General features: G+C 37.0%; 7 protein-coding genes and 2 pseudogenes. 4 read left to right on the top strand and 5 right to left on the bottom strand.

What is annotated here, in order from left to right; translation table 11 throughout:
- Positions 1 to 33: 33 nt before the first annotated feature.
- Together fumC and AC6H0A_RS01825 are read left to right on the top strand one after the other, a co-directional pair.
- Positions 34 to 1,428 carry a class II fumarate hydratase gene (gene fumC, locus AC6H0A_RS01830; protein WP_005642361.1) on the top strand — a complete coding sequence of 465 codons (1,395 nt, stop codon included), beginning with the start codon at positions 34 to 36 and terminating at the stop codon, positions 1,426 to 1,428.
- Between the two features lie 127 nt (positions 1,429 to 1,555).
- The gene (locus AC6H0A_RS01825) at positions 1,556 to 2,164 is read left to right on the top strand and encodes a chalcone isomerase family protein (RefSeq protein ID WP_005642362.1); all 609 of its coding nucleotides are present in this window, start codon (positions 1,556 to 1,558) and stop codon (positions 2,162 to 2,164) included.
- A gap of 100 nt (positions 2,165 to 2,264) precedes the next feature.
- Here the strand turns inward: AC6H0A_RS01825 and AC6H0A_RS01820 are convergent, their stop codons facing one another.
- Positions 2,265 to 3,089 carry a PHP domain-containing protein gene (locus AC6H0A_RS01820; protein WP_005642363.1) on the bottom strand — a complete coding sequence of 275 codons (825 nt, stop codon included), beginning with the start codon at positions 3,087 to 3,089 and terminating at the stop codon, positions 2,265 to 2,267.
- Positions 3,089 to 4,108, bottom strand: a pseudogene (gene pyrD / locus AC6H0A_RS01815) (quinone-dependent dihydroorotate dehydrogenase). Before pyrD ends, AC6H0A_RS01820 begins: the two are co-directional and overlap by 1 nt.
- A gap of 252 nt (positions 4,109 to 4,360) precedes the next feature.
- Between pyrD and AC6H0A_RS01810 the strand changes: the two are divergent.
- Complete coding sequence (locus AC6H0A_RS01810; RefSeq protein WP_005642366.1) at positions 4,361 to 5,953, top strand: phosphoethanolamine transferase; 1,593 nt, start codon at positions 4,361 to 4,363, stop codon at positions 5,951 to 5,953.
- A gap of 191 nt (positions 5,954 to 6,144) precedes the next feature.
- Here AC6H0A_RS01810 and metE read toward each other — a convergent pair whose 3' ends face one another.
- The 3 genes from metE to pepN all read right to left on the bottom strand — a co-directional run bounded on the left by metE (position 6,145) and on the right by pepN (position 12,118).
- The gene (metE, locus tag AC6H0A_RS01805) at positions 6,145 to 8,415 is read right to left on the bottom strand and encodes a 5-methyltetrahydropteroyltriglutamate--homocysteine S-methyltransferase (RefSeq protein WP_044233082.1); all 2,271 of its coding nucleotides are present in this window, start codon (positions 8,413 to 8,415) and stop codon (positions 6,145 to 6,147) included.
- A 199-nt stretch (positions 8,416 to 8,614) separates the two neighbouring features.
- Positions 8,615 to 9,475 (bottom strand): BRO family protein, encoded by an 861-nt coding sequence (locus tag AC6H0A_RS01800; RefSeq protein WP_005642368.1) that lies wholly within the window; start codon positions 9,473 to 9,475, stop codon positions 8,615 to 8,617.
- A gap of 33 nt (positions 9,476 to 9,508) precedes the next feature.
- Positions 9,509 to 12,118, bottom strand: coding sequence for an aminopeptidase N (gene pepN / locus AC6H0A_RS01795; protein ID WP_497512311.1), 2,610 nt, complete (start codon positions 12,116 to 12,118; stop codon positions 9,509 to 9,511).
- 202 nt (positions 12,119 to 12,320) lie between these two features.
- On the opposite strand from pepN, the pseudogene AC6H0A_RS01790 reads away from it, so the two are divergent.
- Positions 12,321 to 12,725: pseudogene (locus AC6H0A_RS01790) on the top strand (ATP-grasp domain-containing protein); the annotation flags it as partial.
- Positions 12,726 to 12,798: the final 73 nt, after the last annotated feature.

The raw sequence follows: 12,798 nt of genomic DNA, 5'->3' as shown, positions 1-12,798 counted from the left end.
TTTTAATTTTTATTCAATTCATAGGAGTACAGAATGGCATTTCGTATTGAAAAAGACACAATGGGTGAAGTTCAAGTTCCAGCAGATAAATACTGGGCTGCTCAAACTGAACGTTCACGCAATAACTTTAAAATTGGTCCTGTCGCATCAATGCCACATGAAATTATCGAAGCTTTTGGCTATTTGAAAAAAGCAGCCGCATTTGCTAATCATGATTTAGGTGTATTACCTCTTGAAAAACGTGATTTAATTGCACAGGCTTGTGATGAAATTTTAGCAAATAAATTAGATGATCAATTCCCACTCGTTATTTGGCAAACAGGTTCTGGTACACAATCCAATATGAATGTGAACGAAGTGGTTGCAAATCGTGCTCATGTATTAAACGGTGGCAAATTAGGTGAAAAATCCATCATTCACCCAAATGATGATGTGAACAAATCACAATCCTCAAACGATACTTTCCCAACGGCAATGCACATTGCGGCATATAAAAAAGTAGTTGAGCACACCATTCCTTGTGTTGAACGTTTACAAAAAACTTTTGCGGCAAAATCTGAAGCCTTCAAAAACGTAGTAAAAATTGGCCGCACTCACTTAATGGATGCAACACCACTCACATTAGGCCAAGAATTTTCGGCTTATGCGGCTCAATTAGATTTCGGCTTAAAAGCATTAAAAAATACTCTTCCGCATTTAAGTCAATTAGCATTAGGTGGCACAGCGGTTGGTACAGGTTTGAACACGCCGAAAGGCTATGATGTGAAAGTGGCAGATTACATTGCAAAATTCACCGCACTTCCATTTGTCACTGCAGATAATAAATTTGAAGTATTAGCGGCTCATGATGCGATTGTTGAAACTCACGGTGCATTACGTCAATTAGCAATGAGTTTATTTAAAATTGCGAACGATATTCGTCTATTAGCATCAGGCCCTCGTTCAGGAATTGGCGAAATTTTAATTCCTGAAAATGAACCGGGTTCATCAATCATGCCAGGTAAAGTAAACCCTACTCAATGCGAAGCGATGACAATGGTCTGCGCACAAGTATTTGGTAACGACACCACAATCGCATTTGTAGGCTCACAAGGTCACTTCCAATTAAATGTGTTCAACCCTGTGATGATTGCAAACTTCTTACAATCGGCTCAATTATTGGGTGATGCTTGCGTATCTTTCGATGAACACTGTGCAGTGGGTATTGAACCAAACTATCCTCGAATTAAACAACAACTTGAAAATTCATTGATGCTGGTGACCGCACTTAATACGCATATTGGCTATGAAAACGCAGCTAAAATTGCAAAAACAGCTCACAAAAATGGCACAACATTGCGTGAAGAAGCGATTAATTTAGGCTTAGTTTCTGCCGAAGATTTTGATAAATGGGTTCGCCCTGAAGATATGGTGGGTAGCCTAAAATAATTCATCGTATAAATTAACATTATAACGATCAAAGGCGAGTAAAATTACTCGCCTTTTTACTCGTTTCTCATTTGTTTTTTGATGCGGTTTGTTATAATCAACACAATTTTACTCACGGCAATTTATTATGAAAATGAAATCCCTTTTTGTGGCAATGATAACGTTTTTTTCTGCCGCGCCTTTTGCTCATTGGCAACCCATCGGAAATGCCGAATACACGTGGGGTCCGTTCCATGTTTATACCATTGGCTTATTTTCCGAAACGGGTACTTATCAAGAAAATGAACGCCCATTAATGCTCTCTTTCAAATATGAAAAACCCATTGAAGGAAAAAATTTTGCAATTACGCTTATTAAAGAAATCGAAACCTTAAAACTTAATGATGGCGATACTCAAAGTTGGCTTAAAGAAATGCAAGTGACCTTTCCTGATTTTTCCCCAAACGATATTTTGAACTATATTGCCTTACCAGATAGAGGCTACTTTGTATTAAATGATACTGTTTTGGAACATGATTTTGATGCTAAATTTAATCAAGCATTTATCGGCATCTGGCTTGCACCGAATAGCACTTTTGTAAAACTTCAGCCACAATTATTAGGCAAAACGAAAAGCAGTCATGAAGCGACAGAGTTTTATCTCAAACCTGAAATTGAATCCGTTGATGAACAAGATTCAATGCCTGAATTGCCGCCACATTATTTATTAGATAATCAGAAAAAATCCGAAGGATAAATTCAGTTTTTATATTTTGAACCATAAAAAATACCTGTTTCCAAATAAATTTTATTATCAAGGAAACAGGTATTTATTATTTTGAACATTATCTATCGGGCTAAAATTTTTCCCAAACTGGGATGATTCCATCAATTAAATCTAAATTTTTTCCTAACTCAATCCAACCGCAAGGGAAATGAAAATCGGAACCAACCGATCCCACCAGTTCAAATTCTTTTGCCCACCGAGCAAGCATTTGACGTTGATCTTTTGTCTGACCACAATCCGCCATTTCCATGCCATCACCACCCCAAGCCTTGAAATCGGTTATCAGCTTACGCACCCATTTCCCCGTCATGTTATAACGCAATGGATGCGCAATAATAGCTATACCGCGCGCGGCATGGATTGTCTCAATCGCTGTGGGAATATCAGCCCATTCAGCTTTGATAAATGCTGATTTCCCTTGCCCTAAATAGCGTTTAAAGGCTTGACCATCATTAGATACCTTACCAATCTGCACCAAATAACGTGCGTAATGAGCACGCGTAACTTCACCATCAGCTAAAGCTTTCGCACCTTCATAAGCATGAGAAATCCCTGCTTTTTCTAATTTATCGCCAATTTCCACCGCTCTTTTTTCGCGTAATGCTTTTTGGCTTTGCAAAAGTGCGGTCATTTGGGGATGAGTTTTATCGAAGTTTAATCCTACAATATGGATTCCTCGCCCTTCCCAATTTGTCGAAATTTCTACTCCAGTAATTAATTCAATGCCTACTTCTTTCGTTTCAATCTCAGCTTCATCAATACCCGCAATCGTATCGTGATCGCATAATGCTAACACGTTCACGCCTTGCGCATAAGCACGATGCACTAATTCAGTTGGGCTCAACACCCCATCTGATGCGGTGCTGTGACAATGTAAGTCGTATTTTTTTGTCATTATTTAATATTTTTTACTAATTCTTTTACTAATTTTGGACCGTGATAAATCAATCCTGAATAAACTTGCAACAACTCTGCGCCAGCCTCAATTCTCTCTTGCGCATTTTGCACCCCATCAATGCCGCCGCTACCAATAATCGGAATCTTACCTTTCAGTTCTTGATGTAATCGCTTAATAATCTCTGTGCTTTTATGCTGCAACGGCTTTCCACTTAATCCGCCTTGCTGTTCCGCATTTTTCATCCCCATAACCGTATCACGAGAAATTGTGGTATTCGTTGCAATAACGTCATCCATTTTATGACGAACCAACGTATCCGCAATTTGCACTAATTCACTTTCCGTTAAATCTGGTGCAATTTTTACCGCAATCGGCACATATTTATTGTATTGGTTTGCCAAAATAGCCTGACGATCCTTGATGCCTCGCAATAAGTCATCGAAATAGTCGCCATATTATAACTGACGCAAATCTGGTGTATTGGGTGATGAAATATTTACCGTAATGTAACCAGCGTAGTTATAGCCTTTGTTCAAACAGAAAATATAATCATCTTTGCCTTGTTCCAAAGGCGTAAATTTATTCTTACCAATATTGATGCCAATCACGCCTTGATAACGTGCGTTTTTCACATTTTCTATAAGATAGTCAATACCATTATTATTAAAACCATTACGGTTAATAATGCCTTCAGCTTCAATCAAGCGAAACTGACGTGGCTTTGTATTCCCATCTTGTGCAACGGGCGTGACAGTTCCTACTTCAAGAAAACCGAAACCCAATGCACCAAAACCATCAATCGCATCGCCATTTTTATCCGCCCCTGCTGCCAATCTAATAGGATTAGGAAAATTCACCCTCATTACCGTTTTCGGAAAGCCTTTGGGAGCATGAATAATAGATTTTAAGATCAGTTGAAATAAAGAATTACCAGCTAATTTCAAGCATTGAATCGTGAAATTATGAGCCTTTTCAGCATCCATTTGGAAAATGCCGTAACGGAATAATTGATACATACTCGTTTATCTCTCGGGATAGTTGACTGTAAGAAAAGTGCGGTCAATTTTCACCGCACTTTAAAGGGAAGACAGCCTGTATTCTACGAGGAACAAAGATGATGTGCAAATAATAAAAATCATCCTATTTTTCATTAATAGTTATCATAATACATAAAACTTTATATGTTTTTAATAAAAATTTAACGTTGATTTTTCTATTTGAAACGATTATATTTAAAAAATAAAACAGCTCAATCAATTGGAGAAAAAATGAAGTCTAGTTCAAAATTATTTATCATATTAGCCTACCCCCTAATTCTATTGATTAGTGAAATAATTTATCGAAATATATTTAATATTCCTCCACTTGGTCGTTATATTGAAACTTACAGCATTAACTTATTACTTATCATTTTTCTTCTTTTCTCAAAATATAAAATCACTAAATTCTTAGTTTGTTTATTTTTTGCATCCTCTGTTATTATTAACTCTGGACATTACGCAGTATATGATAATTGGATCAACGGCACAAATTACTTCCTGATGTTCAAAGAAATAGAGGAAGTCTCCCATGTTGGTATTACAATGTTGGATCGCGTTGTGCCACCTGTAATTTACTCCTTATTAGAGACTATTATTTTCATTTCTGCATTGTTTATATATCCTAAAAGAAAAGTAAGCAAGTATTATATATCTGATATTTTATTTATTTGCTTATTCCTCTATTTATTCAGTAGATCATTTTATTCCACGCAAGAATTAGGCATTACTTCAAACCCTGCTTATTCTAGAGTAAAAAGTAATTTCTTTTCTGTAGGTAATTTCATCGGAAAAGTTATTCCTTATGAAACATTCAACTTAAGTCAAGTAAAAGACTATTTACATCCAACGCCCCCAATTATATCCTCACCTGATGTAAAAAATATTATTTTTATTATGGGAGAAAGTTTAAGTTCAAAACACGTCGATTATTTCGGTTATGAACGAGAAACTATGCCTTTTATTCGACAATTAGCCAATGAAAATCCTAATGTTTTATTAAAAGAAGCGTATAGTGCTGGCTTAATGACCGCCATCTCTGTACCTGCACTTTTCAATGCAATTCCCTATCCAAATGGACTAAAACAAATAATGAAAGGCGATACGAATTTCTTCAAACTAGCAAAACTTCAAGGATTTGATACTCATTTTTATACTGCACAACCAGAACGTGCAATGATGATTATGAGTATTATGGGAAAAAGTTGGATGAATCACCAAATCACCCCAACACAGCTAGGTTTATCACCAGAGCAAGGAATGAATGATCATAAACTTTTTCCTCTATTACAGAAGATTGATCTTAACAAAGAAAAGAATTTTATTGTATTACATCAGAGAGGTTCACATGGTCCTTATGCTGAATACCTAACCGAAGAAGAAAAAATATTTAAAGATGGTTCACCATTAGATAATTATGACAGCACAGTATACAATACAGATCAATTAATCCAGAAGGTATACAATTATCTAGAAAAACGTGGAAAAGACGATTATATTCTAATATATACTTCAGACCATGGACAATTTGTCACAAAAAATCATTATAACCAAGGAACAACAGCGGAAGATCAATATCTTGTACCAGTATTTATTTATACAAAAAATGAAAAGCTCCAACAAAAATTAAAAGAATTCGATCAGTGTAAGCGATTATTCCATCAACAACTTTCAACTTTAGTTATCAATATTATGGGATTTGATATGCCTATATCTAGTTGTGAAAATGGTGTCATTAATTCACACATGATTACTGGTGATTATGGCTATCTTTCTGTTAAACCAGCAAATCCACCAGCTTTTATTAATCCTAATAGAAAATAATACTTTATCTTGATAAAAAGTTTAAATTGAAAAAATATTAAAGAAAGCTCAGTAGATATTTCTGCTGAGTTTTTTTATTCAGAAAAAACGCTCTAAAAGTGCGGTTGATAATTCAAAGATAAAAAACCGAACCCAATCGGATTCGGCTTTAATTATGTTGTGTTTGATAATTATTCTTTATGTATGATTACTTACGCCAGTTCCGCACGTAATTTTTTGGTTACATCCACCATCACTTTTAGTTGGTCAATAGTTTCTATCCAACCACGTGTTTTTAAACCACAGTCTGGATTTACCCATAAGCGTTCTTTTGGAATGACATTTAATGCTTTGCGTAATAAATGTTCTACTTCCGTTGCCGTTGGTACACGAGGGCTGTGAATATCGTAAACGCCTGGGCCAATATCATTTGGATATTTGAAATCTGCAAATGCCGTTAATAATTCCATATCTGAACGCGAAGTTTCGATGGTAATCACGTCTGCATCTAATGCCGCAATGGCAGGTAAGATATCGTTAAACTCGGAATAACACATGTGAGTGTGAATTTGCGTATCATCTTGCACGCCCATTGAGCTTAAACGGAATGCTTCGCCCGCCCATTGTAGGTATGCATCCCAATCTGCACGTTTAAGTGGTAGCCCTTCACGAATTGCTGGCTCATCGATTTGAATGACTTTAATGCCCGCTGCTTCTAAATCTAACACTTCATCAGATAACGCTACGCCGATTTGTTTACATACGGTTGAACGTGGAATATCGTTACGCACAAATGACCATTGTAAAATAGTCACAGGGCCTGTGAGCATTCCTTTCATTACACGGTTTGTGAGGCTTTGTGCATATTGAGACCAACGCACTGTCATTGGCTCTGAGCGAGTCACATCACCGTAAATCACTGGTGGTTTAACACAACGTGAACCGTAGCTTTGCACCCAACCAAATTTAGTGAATGCGAAGCCATCTAATAATTCCCCAAAGTATTCCACCATGTCGTTACGCTCTGCTTCGCCGTGGACTAACACATCTAAATCTAATTCTTCTTGGCGACGTACCACATATTCAATTTCTTTTTTCATTGCCGCTTCGTAATCTGCAAGAGATAACTCACCTTTTTTGAAACTTGCACGGGCGTGACGAATTTCGGTCGTTTGTGGGAATGAGCCAATGTTTGTAGTTGGCAGAAGCGGTAAATTTAACCACGCATTTTGCTTAATAATACGTTCTGCAAATGGCGATTTACGTTGATCCGCACCTTTTGGCAAGTTTGCTAAACGTTCTGCCACTTCAGGACGATGAATTTCTTTTGAGGTTGCACGTGCATCTGCTGCCGCTTGGCTTGCATCTAATGCTACTTGTACAGACGCTCTGCCATGATTTAACGCTTGTTTTAATACGTTTAATTCTTCCACTTTTTGTAGCGTGAAAGATAACCAGCTATAAAGTGCGGTATTTTTTTCTTTTAATTGTACTTCCACTTCTAAATCAAATGGGGTGTGCAATAATGAACAGCTTGGTGCAATCCATAAACGCTCACCTAATTTTGCTTTTAATGGCTCCAATACATCTAACACTTTGTTTAAGTTTGCACGCCAGATATTACGGCCTTCAATCACACCAGCTGATAACACTTTGCTGTAATCTTCAAAGGCTGCAAGTTGTTCTGGCGCACGCACTAAATCTAAATGCAAGCCTGCAACAGGTAAGGCTTTTAATAATTCAGCGTGTTCTGCAACTGAACCAAAATAAGTGGCTAATAATAATTTTGCGTTCACTTTGCTTACTTCAGCGTAAACAGATTTATAAGCTTCAACCCATTCTGTAGGTAAATCCAATGCTAATGCCGGTTCATCAATTTGAATCCACTCCGCACCTTCAGCCACCAATGCGTTTAAGATTTCAACATAAACAGGCACTAATTGATTTAACAAATCGAAACGGTTAAATGCTTCGCCTTTTTCTTTACCTAACCATAAGAATGTTAATGGGCCAACAATCACCGGTTTGAAGTTTAAACCTAAGGCTTTTGCTTCACGGATTTGATTTACATAATGTGCTGGATTAGCTTTGAATTGTGTATTTTTATGAAATTCTGGCACAAGATAGTGATAGTTGGTATCAAACCATTTGGTCATTTCAATTGCGAATTGATCTTTGTTACCACGCGCAAGTTGGAAATATTGATCAAGGGTTAAATTTTGGCTATCAAAACCAAAACGAGCAGGAATTGCCCCTGTTGCCACTTGTAAATCTAAAATATGATCGTAGAACGTGAAATCGCCCACCGCAACGAAATCCGCATTCGCCGCTACTTGATGTTTCCAGTTTTTTTCACGCAACGCTTTCGCTAAATCTAATAAATCTTGCTCGGCTAATTCTTTACGCCAATAACGTTCTTGTGCAAATTTTAATTCACGTTTTGCCCCTACACGAGGAAAGCCTAAGATGTGTGATGTTGTCATAATAACTCCCATTTTAAAGTAATCTTCTTAATCATTTAGACGGCTAAACGTCTGTACGGGTATAGAATGCGTCATCTCAATATATTATGCAAGCTTATTATTTTCTGAATTTGTATGAAATAAATTAATATTAAAACCCCATATAAAACAAAGGGGCATATTAAATGCCCCAAAAACTATTGCAAAATTTACCGCACTTTTATGCGTTTTTATCCTTATGCTGAATTTCTTTTATTACATCGCCAATTAATCGACCAAAATCAACAGCATTTTTAGAAGTAATAACAGGCTGTCCCGTTTCTTGTTCTAGCGTCTCTTTCGCAATTTTTGCGACATTGCCTCCCCTTTTAGCGACTCTTTTATTTTCTTCAAAACCTTGAGGATTTGATGTATTAGCAATATCTTTGGTAGCGGTTTCCGCAAGCATATTTAAGATTAATTCAGTGGTGGACATATTGTCTCTTAAATTTTGTTTTTTCAGCCCTTTAAAATCTTTATATTCTCTTGTCGTCATTCCACTCCATGCTTTAGAGATTTCATTGGTAAGAATGGCATATTCTTTCCCTTCAGCTACGCCATGAGCTTGCCAAGTATCTGTAAGCTCTTTTCTTACTTGTATGGCTTGCAGCCTTTGATTAATCCATTCTCGGCTGTAACCTTTTTGAAGATAAGTTTCTAAGGCTCTATCAATGGTTAATTCAGGATCAATGATTTCATCAATTCTTTCTTTACCGACTTCAGCTAACCACATTTTGAAAGGTTCCGCTTTAGGTGAGGGAACAGATTGAATAATACGGAAAATACCTTGCATATCAGCAACATCAGTTTTGTACATTTTACCGTCTTTAGGTGATTTCATTTTCAGTTGGTTACAATATGTAACCGACTCACTTCCTTCATCTTTCAATCTCTTTTTCAATACTTTCCAATAGTTATTTGGATTTTCACTCTCAGTCAAAACCCCTACTACATCCACCACAGAAAAATACCATTCTTCTTTTTCATTATCCCAAATAGAACGGACTTCATTTCCTTCAAATAATTTAATTTTATTATCCAAACTAATTTTCCTTTTAATCTGTAGCAACTCAACTTACTGTAACGCTTTCTCAATTTTTTCAAATAAATCTTTTGAAAGATTTTCTACAATGCTTAGGCGTTCTAAAGCACGTTTCATCAGCGTTTGACGTTGGGCATCAAAGCGAGAAAAACGAATTAATGGCTCGATTAAGCGCGCAGCCACTTGTGGATTACTTTCATTTAAACGGATTAACACATCCGTTAAGAAACGATAGCCAGCTCCGCTTACATTGTGGAAGGCTTTTAAATTGTGATTTGCAAAGCTGCCTACTAATGCACGTAAACGGTTTGGATTGTTGAAGTTAAAACTTGGGTGATCCATTAATAACTGAATAATTTCCAATACATTTTCATCTGGGCGAGTGGCTTGTAATGCAAACCATTTATCCATCACTAATCCATCCTGTTGCCATTTTTGTTCAAAATCAGCTAATAACGCATCTCTACAAGGTAATGCCGCTTTAGTTGCAACACTTAATGCAGCCAATGTATCTGTCATATTATTCGCATTATTGTAGTGTTTTTGTACTAGGTTGTTGCCCAAATTGGTATAAGCCAAATAAGTTAAGCAAAGATTACGCATTGCACGCAAGGCGATGTCTTGTTGCGTAACTTGATAATCATCAAGACGAATATGGGTATAAACACGCAAGAAATCATCTTTTAACGATTCTGCAATTTGCGCTTGCATAAATGCTCTTGCGGCTGAAATGCCATCAGGATCGATAGTTTTGAAACCTTCCGCAAATTCCATTTCTTTTGGAAGGGTGAGAATTAAGGTTGCCAGTTCAATATCTTTCTCATAATGGTTCAGAACATAAGAAAGTGCGGTCAACATTTCAGGCGAAATTTCTAGTGGCTCGCCTTGTTGGAAACGCACAACATTACGATGTAATTCTTGCGTAAATAACATTTGTGCCGCATCCCAACGGATAAATTGATTATCTGCAAATTTCAGCAAGCCTAATAACTGCTCGGTTTTGTAATCATAATCCAGTTTTACCGGCGCGGAGAAATCACATAACAATGCTGGAATTGGGCGACCATAAATGCCATGAAACTCGAAGACTTGGTCTTTTTCAGTGACATTTAATACATCACTCAACAATTCACCATTATGTTGTAGCATTTGTTTCGTGCCATTCACATCATAAAGCGCCACTTTTAATGGAATATGTAAATTCACTTTTTCCATTTGATCTGCGGTTGGCGGAGTGGATTGAGAAACCGTTAAACGATAAGTATGCGTTTTTTCGTCATAAGCATCGCTAATCAATAATTCGGGTGTACCCGATTGGCTATACCAACGGCGGAACTGGTTTAAATCGAGGTTATTTGCCCGTTCCATCGCAGAAACAAAGTCTTCACAGGTTGCCGCTTTGCCATCATTTTCAGCAATATAACGCTGCATCCCTTTTTGGAAGCCTTGCTCCCCTAATAAAGTGTGCAACATACGAATCACTTCTGCCCCTTTTTCATATACGGTTACGGTATAAAAATTATTCATTTCAATCACTTTTTCAGGGCGAATTGGGTGTGACATTGGGCTTGCATCTTCGGCAAATTGCACAGTGCGTAAAAATTTCACATTATTAATACGATTCACCGCACGCGAACCTGTATCTGAAGAAAATTCTTGATCACGGAAAACCGTTAAGCCTTCTTTCAAACTTAATTGGAACCAATCTCGGCAAGTAACACGGTTACCTGTCCAGTTATGGAAATATTCGTGCGCAATCACGCTTTCAATGGCAAGATAATCCTCATCTGTTGCCGTTTGTGGATTGGCTAATACAAATTTAGAATTAAAAATATTCAACCCTTTATTTTCCATTGCACCCATATTGAAGAAATCGACAGCAACGATCATATAAATATCTAAGTCGTATTCTAAATTAAAGCGATCTTCATCCCATTTCATCGCTTTTTTCAAACTTTCCATTGCCCAAGTTGCACGGTTAAGACTACCGCGATCCACATAAAGCTCTAACGCAACTTCACGGCCACTTTTAGTAATAAATTTATCTTGTAATAAATCAAAATCCCCTGCCACTAAAGCAAATAAATAGCTTGGTTTTGGGAATGGATCATTCCATTCCACCCAATGGCGACCATCTTCTAATTCGCCACTTGCAATGCGATTGCCATTAGAAAGTAAGTAAGGATATTTAGTCTTATCTGCCGTAATTTTGGTTGTGTAACGCGCTAACACATCAGGGCGATCAAGCATAAAAGTGATTTGACGGAAACCTTCCGCCTCGCATTGCGCACAAATACCCTCGCCAGACTGATACAATCCTTGTAATGAAGTGTTTTCGGCTGGTACAAGGAAGGTCACAATTTCAAGTTCAAATTCTTCCGCACTTTTGCCTTTTAAATCGAGCGTTAAACTCTCGCCATCTTGTTGATAGGCGGAAAATGGCTCACCATTAAATTTAATAGAAGAAAACTGGAAACTATGCCCATCTAAACGTAAAGAAGTCGCTTCATCATTTAAGCGTTGGAATTTTGTGGTTGCCGTCACCACAGTATGTTTAGGATCGAGTTGAAAATCTAAATAAATGTCTGTGATCGTAAAATCAGGTTGTTTGTAATCTTTTCTATATTTTGCTTTAGCTAACATAATTTGACCTATTCTTATAAAAATTATGCTTAGGATAAAATTTTATCCTTAAAGTTGCAATGGTATTTTCCTATAAAACCCATTTGACAAACGTTTGCTTAATATATGTAAGATGGCTATTCTACACCACGTTTTTAATTAATTGTAGGGTGGGCTTCAGCCCACCTTCTACCTCGCCTTGGTGTTTATTAAAAGATAAAACGCAATGGAATGTTTTGTTGTAGGCGACAAATTACTAATTAACGAACTTGCGCCTCGTGTACATAACAGTGGGCATTGGACACAACTAGGATGTGCTATCAGTTAATTTGAATTACATTTACGTGCGCTACTTGATTTGCCAAAGCCTGAATTACAAATTTTTGCCCCAAGTGTGATGGTGAATTTAATCGGCACAAACCATAACCCAACATGGCTTAATACACCTTTTGCACAACTTCATTGGTATGGTAAAGAAGTGAGAGCTGGGCGTAAAGTTGAGCACCTCAATCTTTCCCATCCTAATAAAGCGGTCATTATTCAACAATTAGAAAAACTTCGCGCTGAATTACCGGAAGATTATCAATCGGGATTAAATTGGACGATTGAAAAACATAAAATAATGTAAAAAATGACCGCACTTTTTTATGAATATTTAAAAATATCAAAGTGCGGTTAATTTTTATAAAAATCTTTCTTGA

The organism is Haemophilus sp. THUN1692, assembly GCF_059704395.1.
This window is presented reverse-complemented; position numbering and strand designations above follow the sequence as displayed.